The organism is Brevundimonas sp. AVps31, assembly GCF_058681355.1.
The window spans coordinates 3,005,301-3,020,726 of sequence record NZ_CM178736.1; the positions used below are offsets into that span (position 1 = coordinate 3,005,301).

The 15,426-nt window shown below is 68.4% G+C and carries 16 protein-coding genes; 5 read left to right on the forward strand and 11 right to left on the reverse strand.

Translation table 11 applies throughout. The features are described from left to right. The first annotated feature begins 51 nt into the window (after nt 1-51). Both ACW174_RS14675 and ACW174_RS14680 read left to right on the forward strand, forming a co-directional pair. Complete coding sequence (locus tag ACW174_RS14675) at nt 52-492, forward strand: hypothetical protein (protein WP_492015169.1); 441 nt, start codon at nt 52-54, stop codon at nt 490-492. A gap of 52 nt (nt 493-544) precedes the next feature. After that, a complete protein-coding gene (locus ACW174_RS14680) occupies nt 545-1,051 on the forward strand; it encodes a group III truncated hemoglobin (protein ID WP_492015170.1) in 507 nt (168 codons plus the stop codon). Here ACW174_RS14680 and ACW174_RS14685 read toward each other — a convergent pair. Beyond that, nucleotides 994-1,476, reverse strand: a complete 483-nt coding sequence (locus tag ACW174_RS14685; RefSeq protein WP_492015171.1) for a hypothetical protein — start codon at nt 1,474-1,476, stop codon at nt 994-996. The two genes, ACW174_RS14680 and ACW174_RS14685, sit on opposite strands and share 58 nt — an antisense overlap. 219 nt (nt 1,477-1,695) lie before the next feature. Here ACW174_RS14685 and uvrA point away from each other — a divergent pair, with 219 nt between their 5' ends. Further along, a complete protein-coding gene (uvrA, locus tag ACW174_RS14690; RefSeq protein ID WP_492015172.1) occupies nt 1,696-4,635 on the forward strand; it encodes an excinuclease ABC subunit UvrA in 2,940 nt (979 codons plus the stop codon). A gap of 13 nt (nt 4,636-4,648) precedes the next feature. On the opposite strand, the gene ACW174_RS14695 is transcribed toward uvrA, so the two are convergent. Together ACW174_RS14695 and ACW174_RS14700 are read right to left on the reverse strand one after the other, a co-directional pair. Next, entirely contained in the window at nt 4,649-5,548 is a 900-nt protein-coding gene (locus ACW174_RS14695) for a hypothetical protein (protein ID WP_492015173.1), read from the reverse strand. 30 nt (nt 5,549-5,578) lie between these two features. After that, nucleotides 5,579-6,541: a hypothetical protein gene (locus ACW174_RS14700; protein WP_492015174.1), complete on the reverse strand. Its 963-nt coding sequence runs from the start codon at nt 6,539-6,541 to the stop codon at nt 5,579-5,581. A 107-nt stretch (nt 6,542-6,648) separates the two neighbouring features. Here ACW174_RS14700 and trmFO point away from each other — a divergent pair, with 107 nt between their 5' ends. After that, nucleotides 6,649-8,049 (forward strand): methylenetetrahydrofolate--tRNA-(uracil(54)-C(5))-methyltransferase (FADH(2)-oxidizing) TrmFO, encoded by a 1,401-nt coding sequence (gene trmFO / locus ACW174_RS14705; RefSeq protein WP_492015175.1) that lies wholly within the window; start codon nt 6,649-6,651, stop codon nt 8,047-8,049. Nucleotides 8,050-8,051: 2 nt separating this feature from the next. Here the strand turns inward: trmFO and ACW174_RS14710 are convergent, their stop codons facing one another. Further along, the gene (locus ACW174_RS14710; RefSeq protein WP_492015176.1) at nt 8,052-8,432 is read right to left on the reverse strand and encodes a DUF1801 domain-containing protein; all 381 of its coding nucleotides are present in this window, start codon (nt 8,430-8,432) and stop codon (nt 8,052-8,054) included. 52 nt (nt 8,433-8,484) lie between these two features. Here ACW174_RS14710 and ACW174_RS14715 point away from each other — a divergent pair, with 52 nt between their 5' ends. Then, a complete protein-coding gene (locus tag ACW174_RS14715; protein WP_492015177.1) occupies nt 8,485-9,372 on the forward strand; it encodes an oxygenase MpaB family protein in 888 nt (295 codons plus the stop codon). A 51-nt stretch (nt 9,373-9,423) separates the two neighbouring features. On the opposite strand, the gene ACW174_RS14720 is transcribed toward ACW174_RS14715, so the two are convergent. The 7 genes from ACW174_RS14720 to ACW174_RS14750 all read right to left on the reverse strand — a co-directional run bounded on the left by ACW174_RS14720 (nt 9,424) and on the right by ACW174_RS14750 (nt 15,419). Next, nucleotides 9,424-9,732 carry a hypothetical protein gene (locus ACW174_RS14720; protein WP_492015178.1) on the reverse strand — a complete coding sequence of 103 codons (309 nt, stop codon included), beginning with the start codon at nt 9,730-9,732 and terminating at the stop codon, nt 9,424-9,426. Nucleotides 9,733-9,747: 15 nt separating this feature from the next. Beyond that, nucleotides 9,748-10,371, reverse strand: coding sequence for a squalene/phytoene synthase family protein (locus ACW174_RS14725; protein WP_492015179.1), 624 nt, complete (start codon nt 10,369-10,371; stop codon nt 9,748-9,750). Nucleotides 10,372-10,444: 73 nt separating this feature from the next. Then, entirely contained in the window at nt 10,445-11,434 is a 990-nt protein-coding gene (gene secF, locus ACW174_RS14730) for a protein translocase subunit SecF (RefSeq protein ID WP_492015180.1), read from the reverse strand. Next, on the reverse strand, nt 11,434-13,023 hold the full coding sequence (gene secD, locus ACW174_RS14735) for a protein translocase subunit SecD (protein ID WP_492015181.1): 1,590 nt from the start codon (nt 13,021-13,023) through the stop codon (nt 11,434-11,436). Before secD ends, secF begins: the two co-directional genes overlap by 1 nt. 31 nt (nt 13,024-13,054) lie before the next feature. Then, nucleotides 13,055-13,309 carry a preprotein translocase subunit YajC gene (yajC, locus tag ACW174_RS14740; RefSeq protein WP_492017296.1) on the reverse strand — a complete coding sequence of 85 codons (255 nt, stop codon included), beginning with the start codon at nt 13,307-13,309 and terminating at the stop codon, nt 13,055-13,057. A gap of 170 nt (nt 13,310-13,479) precedes the next feature. Then, the gene (locus tag ACW174_RS14745; protein ID WP_492015182.1) at nt 13,480-14,625 is read right to left on the reverse strand and encodes a peptidoglycan DD-metalloendopeptidase family protein; all 1,146 of its coding nucleotides are present in this window, start codon (nt 14,623-14,625) and stop codon (nt 13,480-13,482) included. A gap of 77 nt (nt 14,626-14,702) precedes the next feature. Next, nucleotides 14,703-15,419 (reverse strand): OmpA family protein, encoded by a 717-nt coding sequence (locus ACW174_RS14750; RefSeq protein WP_492015183.1) that lies wholly within the window; start codon nt 15,417-15,419, stop codon nt 14,703-14,705. Nucleotides 15,420-15,426 lie beyond the last annotated feature (7 nt).

A 15,426-nucleotide genomic window follows, 5' to 3' on the forward strand; every position in this document is an offset into this window, starting at 1 on the left:
GCTGGCCGCGCTGACGAGAGCGTGACAGTTTGCCGTCGGGAGGACTGTTCCATGCGTCATCTGATCCGGTTTGCCGCCGTCGCCGGCCTGTTCGTCGCCGGCGCCTGCGCCCATGGACCCGACCCCCTGCCCGGCCCGCCGGACTATGCGCCTCTGGCCTCGCAGACAGCCGCGCCCCATGCCCGGCTCTACGCCGACTGCCTCAGTCAGGCTGCCGCCCGGGGCAGCTATCGGCAGGTGATCGACGGCGGCGAGGAACTGCTGCTGTTCACCTGCGACGGCCCCGTCGCCTCGGCCTTCTGGTCCGCGCTGGAGACCCACAGCGCAGCCATGGACACGGGGTGGGCCCACGACGGTCGCCGCTATCGCTCGACCGCCCGGGTTCAACGCAACCTGATCGGCGTCGACTACTGCACCGTCGATGCGGCGGGCGGCGACCCGCGTTGCGTCCTGACCTTCAACGCCGGCGATTTCCTGATCGCGGACGACTGACGCGGGGTCACCGGCACTGGCCCCCCGGCCCGGCCAAGACTAGATCAGGGCCATGACCCATGCCGACACCGCCGAAGCCTTGGCTGCCCGTCGTCAGGCGGCGACGGATCGCATCCGCACGGAGACCGGCATCGACGAGGCGATGATCGACCGACTGGTCGAGACCTTCTACGCCCGGGTCCGCGACGACGCCCTGATCGGCCCGATCTTCGCCGGGCGGATCGAGGACTGGGGTCCGCATCTGGCGCAGATGAAGCTGTTCTGGTCGTCCGTGGCCCTGTCGACCGGCGTCTATCAGGGACGGCCCATGCCGAAACACCTGCCCCTGCCCATTGACGCGACCCATTTCGACCGCTGGCTGATGCTGTTTGAAGAGACCGCGAACGACGTCTGTCCGCCCATCGCCGCCGCCCATTTCATGGCGCGCGCCCGTCGCATCGCCGAAAGCCTCGAACTGGGCGTCGCCAACGCCAACAGCGTGTTGCTGGGGCCGGGCGAGCGCTATCGGCGGCCCTGGGCGCCGTCCGACGGATCCGAACTGACCGACGGAGCCTCCTGAACCACCAGCAGGTCCTCCTCCGGCGCGGCGTCGGCCTTCGCCCGGACGTTGACGTTGAACGCCTCAACCTTCCACTGCTCGTTCTCGCCCCTGAAGCGGGTCTCCACGTGAACCAGCCTGTCGGCGTACTCGTAGTCCTGGCCGACGGAATAGAAGGAGCCCTGGGTGCTGCGCACGGTCTGTGTTCCGACCACGGCCGGGGCAGGCGGAGTCGCCTGACCGATCAAGCGGCGTAGCATGGGCAGTTGCGCGCGCACCTGTGCCGGACTGTTGGCGTCGCTCATGCGCGCGACGACGGCGTCGTCACGGCCGGCGGCCAGATCTCTGTAAAGAGCTTCGGCCTGACCGTTGAGCTCGGTGTTCGACTGAGAGGTCGTGGCGTTGAAATTACACCCGGCGGTCAGCAGCGCAAGCAACGCAGCCATGCTGTAGATCAATCTGCGCATCGTCCCTCCGTGGCCTCTTCCGCCACTCAGCACGAAGCCCGTCGGCCGCGCAACCGATCTCCTGCTGCCACCTGCTGTCAGCAGTCTGGCGCCGTTCCGCGCAGGTTCCTATATTGTTCTTGCTGATTTCTCCGAACCATCCCCCATATAGCGCTGTCGCGCCGGACCCTCCCCGGCCCTCCCGCGTTCCCGGAATCCATGACCGAAAAGCATAACTTCATCCGCGTCCGCGGCGCCCGTGAGCACAATCTCAAGGGCGTCGATCTCGATATCCCGCGTGAGAAGCTGGTGGTGATGACCGGCCTGTCGGGCTCGGGCAAATCCTCGCTGGCGTTCGACACCATCTATGCCGAAGGCCAGCGGCGCTATGTCGAGAGCCTCAGCGCCTATGCCCGCCAGTTCCTCGAACTGATGGGCAAGCCGGACGTCGACCTGATCGAAGGCCTGTCGCCGGCCATCTCGATCGAGCAGAAAACCACGTCCAAGAACCCGCGCTCGACCGTCGGCACCGTGACCGAAATCCACGACTATATGCGCCTGTTGTGGGCGCGGGTCGGGGTCCCCTACTCGCCCGCGACCGGCCTGCCGATCGAGAGCCAGACCATCTCCATGATGGTGGACAAGCTGACGGCCCTGGCCGACGGCGAACGCCTGCTGCTGCTGGCTCCCGTCGTGCGCGGCCGCAAGGGCGAGTACAGGAAGGAGATGGCCGAGTGGCAGCGCGCGGGCTTCCAGCGGCTGAAGATCGACGGCGAGTTCTACGCCATCGAGGACGCCCCGACCCTCGACAAGAAGTTCAAGCACGACATCGACATCGTCGTGGACCGCATCGTCACCAAACAGGGTCTCGAGAGCCGCTACGCCGACAGCCTGCAGACCGCGCTGGGCCTCGCCGACGGCATCGCCGTGGCTGAATGGGCCAACACCATGGAGGGCGAGACCGGCCCGCGCCGGATCACCTTCTCCGAGAAATTCGCCTGCCCGGTGTCCGGCTTCACCATCAGCGAGATCGAGCCGCGGCTGTTCTCGTTCAACAACCCGTTCGGCGCCTGTCCGGTGTGCGACGGCCTGGGCGTGAAACTGGCCTTCGACGCCGACATGGTCGTGCCCGACAAGGACAAGACCCTGCACGCGGGCGCCGTCGCGCCCTGGTCGCGCGGCCCGTCGCCGCTCTACACCCAGACGCTGCAGTCGCTCTCGACCCACTACGGCTTCTCGATGGACAAGCCGTGGCGAGAGCTGCCGGGCAAGGCCCAGACCGTGATCCTGCACGGCTCGGGCGGCGAGAAGATCAAATTCGTCTATGACGACAACGCCCGCAAATATGAGACGCTGAAGGCCTTCGAGGGCGTCCTGCCCAACCTCGAACGGCGCTGGCGCGAGACGGACTCGGCCTGGGTCCGCGAGGAGCTGGGCCGCTTCCAGTCCGAGACGCCCTGCGACGCCTGTGGCGGCAAGCGCCTCAAGCCGGAAGCCCTGGCGGTCAAGGTCGCGGGCGAGGACATCGCCGAGGTGTCCTGGCTGTCGATCAAGCGCGCCCATGACTGGTTCACCGCGCTGGGCGACAAGCTGACCGACAAGCAGATGGAGATCGGCCGGCGGATCCTGAAGGAGATCACCGACCGCCTGCGCTTCCTCAACAACGTCGGCCTCGACTATCTCAGCCTGTCGCGCAGTTCGGGCACCCTGTCCGGCGGCGAAAGCCAGCGCATCCGGCTGGCCTCACAGATCGGCTCGGGCCTGACCGGCGTGCTCTATGTGCTGGACGAGCCGTCGATCGGCCTGCACCAGCGCGACAACACCCGGCTGCTGGAAAGCCTGATGGGCCTGCGCGATCTCGGCAACTCGGTCCTCGTGGTCGAGCATGACGAGGAAGCCATCCTGACCGCCGACTATGTGATCGACATGGGCCCCGCCGCCGGCGTTCACGGCGGCCAGGTCTGCGCCGAGGGCACGCCGGCCGAGGTCATGGCCAATCCCAACTCCCTGACCGGCAAATACCTGACCGGCGAGCGGGAGATCGAACTGCCGCCCGAGGGCCGTCGCCCGGTCAACCGCAAGAAGATGCTGAGGATCAGCGGCGCGACCGGCAACAATCTGAAGAACGTCACCGGCGAAATTCCCGCCGGCCTGTTCACCTGCGTCACCGGCGTGTCCGGCGGCGGCAAGTCGACCTTCACCATCGAGACCCTGTACAAGGCCGCCGCGCGCCGGCTGCACAACGCCTCGGACGCCCCCGCCGCCTTCGACCGGATCGAGGGGCTGGAGATGTTCGACAAGGTCATCGACATCGACCAGTCGCCGATCGGCCGCACCCCGCGCTCCAACCCGGCCACCTACACCGGCGCCTTCGGCCCGATCCGCGACTGGTACGCCGGCCTGCCGGAGTCCAAGGCCCGCGGCTACGGCCCCGGCCGCTTCAGCTTCAACGTCAAGGGCGGCCGCTGCGAGGCCTGCCAGGGCGACGGCCTGATCAAGATCGAGATGCATTTCCTGCCCGACGTCTACGTCACCTGCGACGTCTGCCACGGCAAGCGCTACAACCGCGAGACGCTGGAGATCGTGTTCAAGGGCAAGTCAATCTCGGACGTCCTGGACATGACGGTGGAAGAGGCCGCGCGCTTCTTCACCGCCGTGCCGCCGATCCGCGACAAGATGCAGACGCTGGAGCGGGTCGGCCTGGGCTACGTCAAGGTCGGCCAGTCGGCCACCACCCTGTCCGGCGGCGAGGCCCAGCGGGTCAAGCTGTCCAAGGAGCTCAGCAAGCGCGCTACCGGGAAGACCCTCTACATCCTCGACGAGCCGACCACGGGCCTGCATTTCGAGGACACCCGCAAGCTGCTGGAGGTGCTTCAGGAATTGGTCGAGGCCGGCAACACCATCGTCGTGATCGAGCACAATCTGGATGTCATCAAGGTCGCCGACTACCTGCTGGACTTCGGTCCCGAGGGCGGCGACGGCGGCGGCGAGATCGTCGCGGTCGGCACCCCGGAAGAGGTCGCGGCCAACCCCGCCAGCTGGACCGGCAAATATCTGAAAGAGGTGCTGGATCGCCACGAGACGCGCCGCAAGGCCCGCGTGGCGAGCCTGTCGGCCGAGCCGGTCAAACCGGCGCGGAAGGTGAAGGCGCGGGCCTGACGGCCCGCGTCCCTCACAGGCCTTTCAGCGCCTTGATGTCGCGCCAGGCCGCCGAGAACGGCGCGTAGACGATGCCGACCATCAGGGCATAGACGATCGCGTTGGCCACGGCGGCGAGCAGCAGCAGCGGGTTCGCCGCCGCCAGCTGGTCCATGAGGGCGGGGGTCATGCTGCCCATGGCGCTGCCGCCGGACAACAGGTTCAGCGGCATGACCACGACCATCGACAGGAACCAGATCAGGATCCCCATCACCCCGGCGACGATCGCCATCCCCAGCAGAGGCCAGAAATGGCCCTTGGTGGCGGCGAAGGAGTCGAAGATCGCGATCTTCTTGCGGGTCAGGGTGATCGGCACGGCGAGGCTCCACTTCACCGCCAGCCAGACGAACAGGGCGATACAGCCGAAGACCCCGGCCACGACAGCCAGCCAGATCAGCGGGAACGCCACGGCGGCGACGATCAGGATCGTGACGCCGATGAAGGCGACCGACATGATGATCCCGGCCAGCAGGGCGATGCACAGGGTAACGGCCAGCACGCGGAGTTCATCGGCGCCGAAACGCAGGTAGCCGAACCGGCTCTTCTCCTCCGGGAACAGCACGGCCCGCGCGATGCCCGCGCTCAGGACCGCGCCGACGATCATCGAGATCGGCAGGATCCACAGGGCATAGGTCGTGGTCTGGTTGTAGGCGTCGAGGAAGGCCTCGAAGGCCTGCTGGGACGCCATCGGTTGCCGGGACAGCACCTCCAGCTGGGCCACGCCTTCGGCGATCTGCTCGCGGTTCAGGTACATGGCGACCAGTTGGCCGACCGTCACAAGCAGATACAGCAGGCCCCAGAACAGCAGGACCTTGGGGTCCCGCCGAACCAGACGGAAGCCTTCGAAGGCCGACTCCGTGGCTGAAAACTGCATCCTGCTCTCCCGTACCCGTTCGGCCCGTGTCTAGAGAGCGGGATCGGATGTGTCAGCGGAATTCGAAGGCGAGTCCAAATCCTGCGCCGCCAGCGTCTTCACCGCATAGGCGAAGGGCGCGGTCACCATCAACTGGCTGAAGCCCTGGATCCAGGCGATCGGGACCAGAAGGACCAGACCCGCCACGATCAGCCCCATCGGATTGGTCGCCACGCCCTCGGCCCAGTTGCTGACCGCGACCGGATCAGACAGATGAAGGCCGCCCGCCGTGATCAGGACGACCAGCATGAAGGCCGCGAACAGGGCGATGCCCAGGACGAGGAACACGATGACCAGCAGCAACTGCATGCCCAGCAGCGCCCAGTTCTGACGGCGCCCCAGCCTCCAGCCTTCCTCGAAGGCGAAGGTGTTGTAATACACCGAGGCCGGAGCCAGCAGGGCCAGACGGCCCCACAGCATCAGGCCGGCGATCAGCAGGGCGATGCCCGCCACAATGCCGTACAGCACCGCCGCGACGTCTCCGGCCGCCCGGAAGGCGAAGCCGACGGCGACCGCGGCCAGGACGGCGATCAGGGCCACGATGATGAAGCCCACGCCGACCACGATGCCCATGACGGCGACATAGATTTCCTGCAGGCTGAAACGAAGGAAGGCGGCCTTGTCCCGCTTCTCGCCGGCGAAGACGGCCCGCATGACTGCGGTCGAAACCAGGACCACGGCCACGAGCTGCAGCAGGTTCGCCAGCCACGACCACATCTGCATCTGCATCATGGCCGCCAGATCGGCGTCGGACCAGCTCGGGTCAGCCCCCGCCGCGGCGGCGGACTGGAACGCGCCCGACGCCTGCATCTGAGCGAGCATCGGCAGCATCATCATCAGTGTCGCCGCGCTCGGCAGCAGCAGGACCAGGCCCCACAGCAGCGGCGCGAGCGGCCGTCGTCCAGCCTGACGGAAAGGCTCCGTCAGCGCCTCGGTCACCGAAAACGTCTTCATATTGCGCCCTCCCAAGCCAGACCATATTAACCGGACAGGCGTTTCGCGCCAGACAGGATGACGGTTCCCTGCTGACGGATGGGTCAGGCGTGGCTAGAACGCCGCCTATGAGCAACACCTCCCCCTCCCCCGTCCACGTCATCGGCGGCGGTCTCGCCGGTTCCGAGGCCGCCTGGCAGATCGCCAGTGCGGGCGTGCCCGTCATCCTGCATGAGATGCGCGGCGTGCCGGGCGTGAAGACCGACGCCCACCACACCGACGGCCTGGCCGAGCTGGTCTGCTCCAACTCCTTCCGCTCCGATGACTGGGAGTACAACGCCGTCGGCCTGCTGCACGCCGAGATGCGGGCGCTCGACTCCATCATCATGAGCTGCGGCGACGCCAATATGGTGCCCGCCGGCGGCGCCCTGGCCGTCGACCGCGACGCCTTCTCGCAAGCCGTCACCGCGAAGCTCGAGGCCCATCCGCTGGTCACCCTCGTGCGCGAGGAGATCGCCGGCCTGCCGCCCGAGGCCTGGGACAATGTCATCGTCGCCACCGGCCCCCTGACCTCCCCCGCCCTGGCCGAGGCCATCCTGAAGACGACCGGCGAGGAGAGCCTCAGCTTCTTCGACGCCATCGCCCCCATCGTCCACGCCGACTCGATCGACTTCGACATCGCCTGGCGTCAGTCGCGCTACGACAAGGAAGGCCCGGGCGGAGACGCCGCCGCCTACGTCAACTGCCCGATGGACAAGGACCAGTACGACGCCTTCATCGACGCCCTGCTGAACGGCCCCAAGGCCGAGTTCAAGGACTGGGAGCACGTCCCCTATTTCGACGGCTGCCTGCCGATCGAGGTCATGGCCGAGCGCGGCCGCGAAACCCTGCGCCACGGCCCGATGAAGCCGGTCGGCCTGACCAATCCGCGCGACCCACAGGTCAAGCCCCACGCCATCGTCCAGCTGCGCCAGGACAACGCCCTGGGCACCCTGTTCAACCTCGTCGGCTTCCAGACCAAGCTGAAACACGGGGCGCAGGCGGAGACCTTCCGCATGATCCCGGGCCTCCAGAACGCCCAGTTCGCCCGCCTCGGCGGCCTGCACCGCAACACCTATCTGAACAGCCCCCAGCTGCTGGACAAACAGCTGCGCCTCAAGGCCATGCCGCGCCTGCGCTTCGCCGGTCAGGTCACGGGGGTCGAGGGCTATGTCGAAAGCGCCGCCATGGGCCTGCTGACCGGCCGCCTCGCCGCCGCCCAGGCCCTGGGTCGCGACCTGGCGCCCCCGCCGCCGGAGACGGCCATGGGCGCCCTGGTTGAGCACATCACCGGCGGCCATCTGGCGGGTTCGAAATTCCAGCCGATGAACATCAACTACGGCCTGCTGCCGCCGCTCGAGGCGCCCAAGGTCGACGAAGAGGGCAAGCGTATCCATCCCAAGGAACGCGGGCGCGCCAAGAAGCGGCTGATGAGCATCCGCGGGCTGGACGCGCTCAAGGCCTGGCGCGACGCGGCGGCTTCAGCCTGAGATCAGGCGCGGTTCGCTGTGATCCAGCGCCGCACCAGATCTTCCAGAGGACCGGCCCCGGCCTCCAGCGCCGTCAGGTCGCGGAACGTGGCCACGCCCCGATCCGGTGTGGGCCACTTCGCCACCCCGTCCGGATCATCGAACTTGAAGCCCGCGGCGTCCTTCACCGCTGCACCGCGATGCAGGACCACCCGCACGCCGCCCTTGCGTTCGACGCCCAGGGTCACGCGGTCCTGATCGCCGTCCGCGAAGTTCGGCGCGTTCCACTTGATTGTCTCGGTCAGGTCCGGGGCCGCCGCCTTCACGACGGCGCGCAGCCGGTCAACCAGTGACCGGTTTTCCGGCGACAAAGCGTCCAGCCACGTTTCAACGGCGTTTCCCATGGCCGCGACCTTCCCTAGGTTCCGACAGCGGCGCAAGCCGCCGGAGACTCCCATGCCCCTCGACTTCGCCCGCCGCGCCATCCGCCAGAAGATCACCGACGTCTTCAATGACGCCGACAGGGGCGAGCGCCCCGTGCTGCGCCGCGCCGACGCCCTGTTCCCGCCCGACGGCGTGGCGGCCAGGGTCAACGGCGATGTGGTGACGATGATGATCGGCGGGGTTTCGGGCCTGCTGCTCCAGATGCTGCATCCGGCGGTGCTGGCGGGGGTCTGGGACCACTCCGACTTCCGCGCCGACATGCACGGCCGCCTGCGCCGGACCGCCAAATTCATCGCCACCACCACCTATGACCATGCCGAGAACGGTCAGGCGATGATCGACAAGGTCAATCGCATCCATGCGAAGCTGGCCGGCGTCCTGCCCGACGGCACGCCCTATCGCGTTTCGGATCCCTCTCTGCTGGCCTGGGTCCATGTCACCGAGACGATCAGCTTCCTCGACTCCTGGATCCGCTATGCGGAGCCGGATATGCCGATGGCCGAACAGGACGCCTATTTCGATGAGATGGCGCGGATCGGCGCGGCGCTGCAGGCCGATCCCCTGCCCCGCACGCGGGCCGAGGCCGAGGCCCTGATCCAGAGCTATCGCCCCCAACTGCGCGCCGACGCCCGCACGCATGAGGTCGCCCGGCTGGTCATGCGCCAACGGGTGGGCTCTCCCGCCGTCGACGCGGCGGCGGGCGTGATCATGCAGGCGGGCCTCGACCTTCTGCCGGAGTGGGCGCAGGCGATGCACGAACGCCCGCTGGGGCCGCCGCGCGCCGTCACCCGGGCCGGGGCCCTGTCCACCGCCCGCTTCATCCGCTGGGCCTTCCGGGGCTCGCCCAACACCCGTGTCCATCCGCGGGATGTGACGCGCTATCCACCGGCGCGCCCCTGACCCGCGCGCGCGTCGAACAGAACCCGCGCCGCCAACGCCGGCCTGACGCTTCTAGAACTTCCCGTCCGCGGCGCGGATGAAATGGACCGCGCCGTAGCCGCCGATGACCAGTATGCCCAGCATCACCAGCACCGGGGCCTCGGCGATCGGACGGTCGACGATCGAGAGCCAGTACCACTGGAACCCCGCGAACACGGCCATGGACAGCAACCAGGGCGCATAGGCCAGCTTGAAGGCGCGCGCGAACCCGCGCCTCGGCGTGCCGCCCTCGCGCATGAAGAAGGCGGTCACGGAGGCGGGCAAGGCGGCCAGTCCGAAGACCTGGCCCAGCAGCAGGACGATGTCGGCGAATGCGGCCATCAGGGCGTCTCCGGATCAGATTCGGCCGCGCACGGTCGCGGCCACCAGCGTCAGGCGTTTGAGAAATTCCGGCGCATCGGGGTTCAGCAGCGCCGCCGCGGCCACCGCCGGGAAGGCGGCGACCGGCAGGGCCCTGAGCGCCGCATTGGCGGCCGGGCGCAGCGCCCTGGCCTCTTCGCCCCGTCCGGTCTGGCTCAGGCCCCGCACGCGCGCCGCGTCACGCATCGCCGCCTCATGCCCCGGCCCCGCCAGCACCTGCACGCCCAGCTGCATGGGTCCCAGATAGAAGGCGTCCAGATCATGCGGCTGGCTGTGCACCCGGTCGATATGGGCCTCGATCAGGGCCTCGAACGGCGCGCGCGGTAAGGCGTGACGGGCGACGAGGTCGGTCAACGCCTCCAGCACCGGATGGCCCTTGCGCGCCACGCCGGCGAAGACCCCGTCCATCTGCTCGCGCCACCAGGCGAAGCGCATCTCGGCCAGCATGGGCTGGGTGACCCGGGTCGGAATGGCCATCAGTTCGGCCTCGAACGCATACAGCACGATCAGGTCGGCGCGCGCCCGGGCGTCGGCCACGAACCGGCTGGCCAGCCAGCGGTCGAGGTCTGCGGCGCGAACCTGGGCGTCGAGAGCGGTCATTGGTCCTTCTCAGCGAAACGGGGCGGATCGTCAGACCCGCCCCGTCCCTGTCATGCGTGGCTGTCAGGCCGGGTTAGGGGCGCGAGGCCATGCCCAGCTTGATCGGCTTGGCGTCGTCCGCCGCGCCGCCCCGCTTCACACCCCACAGCAGGATGATCGGCGCGCCGACGTAGATCGACGAATAGGTGCCGATGATGATGCCGAACATCAGGGCGATCGAGAAGCCGAACAGGGCCTCGCCGCCATAGACGGCCAGCGCCGCCAGCACCATGACGGCGGTGACGCCGGTGATGATGGTCCGCGACAGGGTCTCGTTCAGCGACAGGTCGATCACCTCGCGCAGCGGCATGGTCTTGTACTTGCGCAGGTTCTCGCGAAGGCGGTCGAACACGACGACGGTGTCGTTCATCGAATAGCCGATGACGGTCAGGATCGCGGCCACCATGGTCAGGCTGAACTCCAGCTTGAACAGGACGATCAGGCCGAAGGTCAGCACCACGTCGTGCAGCAGGCCGGCGACGGCGCCGAAGCCGAACTGCGGCTCGAAGCGGAACCAGATGTACAGGAACATCAGCAGGATGGCCGATCCCAAGGCCAGCAGGCCGGACTGGAACAGCTCGCCCGACACCTTGGAGCCGACGACGCTGACGCCCGAATAGGTCACCTGACCGGTCGCCTGGGTGATCGCGCCCTCGACCTGGTTGACCACGGCGGTCTGGTCGCGGCCGTCCGGCACCTGGAAGCGGACGATGGCGGTCGAGCCGTCATCGATATTGGTGTCCCGGCGGGCGATGCCCTGAACGCCGACGTCGCCGAGGTCCAGTCCGCTCACCGCGCCACGCACGTCTTCCAGGTTGATCACCTGACCGGCCGGCTTGGACACCTCCAGCGAGGCGCCGCCCCGGAAGTCGATGCCCATGTTCAGGCCGGGCACGAAGCAGGCGACGATCGACGCCACGCACAGGATCACCGAGAAGAAGGCGGCGGGCCGGGCATACTTCACGAACTGGAAATTCGTTTTCTGCGGCAGCAATTTGATTAGGGGCCATCCACGCATCGTCATTACTCCGCGATCGGCAGTTTTTTGGGTTTGGCCGTCTTCAGCCAGAAGGCCAGCAGCACCTGGGCCACCAGCACGGACGACAGGACCGAGGTGAACACCCCGATGCCCAGCGTCCAGGCGAAGCCGCGCACCGGGCCCGCGCCGAAGACGAACATGATCGCCGCGGCCACCAGGGTGGTGACGTTGGCGTCGACAATGGTGGCCATGGCTTTCGAGAAGCCGGCGTCCATCGAGGCGATGACGCTGCGGCCCGCCCGGGCCTCGTCGCGCATCCGCTCATAGATCAGCACATTGGCGTCGACCGCGACCGCGAAGGTCAGGATCAGGCCGGCGATGCCCGGCAGGGTCAGGGCGGCGCCGACGAAGCTCATACAGGCCACGATCAGCAGGCCGTTCAGCATCAGGCCGAGGACCGAGATGCCGCCGAACAGGCCGCCGTAGGCGAGGATCATGAACAGCACGATGATGCCGAAGCCGATGGCCGTGGACAGGGCGCCCGCCGAGACGGCGTCCTCGCCCAGCTCGGCCGACACCGTCCGGCGCTCCTCGACCTTCAGCGGAGCCGGCAGGGCGCCCCCGTTCAGCAGATTGACCATCTCCGAGGCCTCCTCGATCGAGAAGCTGCCCTCGATGATGCCCGAGCCGCCGGTGATGGCGGTGTTGATCCGCGGGGCCGAGATGACCTTGCCGTCCAGGATGATGGCGAAGGGCCGGCCAATATTGGCCGCGGTCGCCTCGCCGAAGCGGCGGGCGCCGGCGCCGTCGAAGCGGAAGCCGATGGCGGTGCGCTGGTTCTGGTCGGTCGTGACCTCGGCCTTGGTCAGGTTCTCGCCCGACACCAGGATACGGCGCTTGACCAGATAGGGGGTGCCGTCCTCGCCGAGCAGCAGTTCCGCGTCCGGCGGGATCAGCCCGCTCTGGACGGCGGCCAGCTGGTTGTCGACGTCGACCATCTGGAAGGTCAGCTGGGCGGTCTGGCCGATCAGGCGTTCCAGCTCGGCCGGGTCGCTCTGGCCCGGAGCCTGGACCACGATGCGGTCCGCGCCCTGACGGGTGATCGAGATTTCCTTGGTGCCGGTGTTGTCCAGGCGGCGGCGCACGACCTCGATCGACTGGGTCACGGCGTCCGACGCCATCGAGTTCATCGTCGCCTCGCTGAAGGCGTAGCGAATGCGGTTATTACCCTGACGCTGGACCAGCCGGTCCGGCGCCCCGCCCTGTCCGGCGACGACCAGGGCGCGCATGGCCTGCTGGGCCGCTTCCATCTGGTTCGGGTCCGCCAGGGTGACGACCACGCCGTCATTCTGGCGGGCGATGCTGTTCACCCCGACGCTGGCTTCGCTCAGCACCGTGCGGGCGTCCTCGCCGAGGTTGGTGAGGCGCTTCTCGCGCATCGCCGGCACGTCGACTTCCAGCAGCAGGTAGGAGCCCCCCTGCAGGTCGAGCCCGAGGTTCAGGGCGTTCTTCGGCAGCCAGCCCGGCAGGGCCGCCCGCTGGGATTCGCTCAGCATGTTGGGCGCCGCGAACAGCAGGCCGAAAACGAGAGACAGGGCGAGAAGGATGACCTTCCAGCGCGACAGATGGATCATGCGGGCTGTCCCGAACCTTTCAGGAGAACGATCAGGCCTTGGCGTCGTTGGCGGCGATCGCGGTGCGATTGCGCACGTCGGCGATCATGGTCTTGATGACGCGGACGTTCACGCCCTGGGCGATCTCGACCATGGCTTCCTCGTTCTCGACGCGGGTGACCTTGCCGATCATGCCGTTCGACAGGGTGACCGTGTCGCCGCGCTTGACGGCCTCGATCATCGCCTTGTGCTTCTTCACCTGCTGCGCCTGCGGGCGCATGATCAGGAAGTAGAACAGGATGACCATCGGGACGATGTAGATGAAGATCCCGAACGGGCTCGCCGCGATTTGTTCCACGATAGTCTCCGGATAGCGCAGGGCGCGCCGTCGGCGCCGCCCCTGAAAATGAGGCGCGGAACCTAGGGCGCGTCGTTACACTTTGCAACGCGGCGCGAATGCGCACGCCGCCGTTTGCGTTATCGGGGCAACACGCTCAGCGGATCGACGGCGGACGGCGTATCGCCCCGCACGCGCCAGGTCTCGAAATGGATGGACGGACGGCCGTCGCCGGCGGTCGTGCCGACGGTGCCGATCTGCTGCCCGGCGGTGACCTCGTCGCCGTCGCGCACCACGGCCGAGCCGAGGTGGCCATAGACGGTGCGCCAGCCGTCGCGGTGGACGATCAGCACCGTCAGGCCCTGGCCGGCCAGGTCGTCCCCGACATAACCCACACGCCCGCCCGAGGCCGCGCGGACCTCGGCGCCGGCCGGCGCGCCGATGTTCACGCCGTTGTTGCGCTCGCCCATGCCCACCGGGCCGAAGCGGCGCAGGATGTCGCCGCGCACGGGCCAGTCCAGGGCCACCGTTCCGGTCGCCGGAGCGACCGGCGAAGCGGTCGCGGCAGGCTGGCGCGAGGGCGGCACATTGGCGGGCGGCGGCGGCGGGGGCGGCGGAACCCCGTCGTTCGGCACCGTCACGCCCGTCGGCGACGGGCCGGTCGCATAGGGATCGCCGCCGATGTCCACCGCGCCCTGCGGCAGGATCAGGCTCTGACCGGGCGTGATGGCGGCGCGCGGCCCCAGCTGGTTCAGGTCGATCAGCGCCTGCACCGGCGTCTGGAAGCGTCGGCCGATGCCCGAGATCGTGTCGCCGGCCTGGATCTGATAGGCGGCGCCGGCCACGGCGGCGACGGAGCCGCGCGCGGGCGGCGGCGGGCTGGTGAAGCCTTCCGACGCCGGACCGGCGGCCGGACGCGGGCCGGTCGCGGGCTCATAGGGGGTGGCGGCCGGAACCTCGGTATAGGGCCGGGTCGGCGCATCGTCATAGGGGCGCGGGCCGGCCGAGACGGGCGCGTCCAGCGCCCCGCCCTCGATGCTGGCCACCGGCGCGCCGCGCGGCGGCGGCGCCTCGCGGGCCGGATCGGTCGCGCCGCGCACGCCGTCGCCCGTCGGAACCGGACGGGTCGGATAGGCGGGTCCGGTCGGGCCGGTCGGGGCCGGGCCGTTGGGCTGGTCGGCATAGATCGAATAGCGCGGCTCGCTGGGGTAGCTGGAACAGGCCGCCAGCAGGCTCATCGCCCCCAGCACCATCAGGATGCGCATGCCGCCACCCATTTGAGTCATTCGCCCACTCCGCTTCTGCGCCCAGCCTGGTCGAACCGACCTGACCCGGAAAACCGCGCCAAAGTTGGGCGGGAAGGTTAATCAAGTCTTTCCGGAGGCCGGCGGCCGACGCGAATATCCACCCGTCTGTTCAGGGGCTCCGCAGTCTCCGGCGGCGTTGGCCGGACCAGTCGGCTGTCGCCATGGCCCGTGATCCGGATGTCGTCCCAGCGCACGCCCAGCCGCACCAGATCAAGCGCCGCGTTCTCCGCCCGTCGCCGGGACAGCGCCACATCCGCCTCCGCCGTATCGGTGTGGCCGTCCACCATGAACAGGCTTTCGCCGGGCCGGTAGTCGACCAGAAGAAACCGCCCGCTCCGTCGCCAATCGCGCGGCGTCACGTCGCTGCCGCTGTCGAAGAACAGCGAAGGGTTCTCCCGGATCACGCAACAGTCCGGGACCACCCGGATCGGCAGGCAGTCGCCCTCGCCCCGATCGCCCTCCGCAATCACCCGCGCCTGGATGGGCGGCGCCCCGGCTATCAAAAGCTCCAGCAGCGCCTCCTCGGCGCGCGATCGCTCCAGCGCGCCGGCGGACTGCGGACTGACGACGGCCAGACTTGACGGCGATCCCCGTTCATTTCGGGGCGTCGTGCTGCCGAGCGCCGCCACCGCTTCCAGAGCCGTCCTGTAGCCGTCCGACGTCAGCACCACGGTTTGCGGCTCGAAACAGACCGACCGGTCCTGCGCCACAGCGGGCCCGCCGATCAGCAGGACCAGCATCGAGAGCAGTCTGGGGCCAATGCGGCGGGTCATGCCGGCA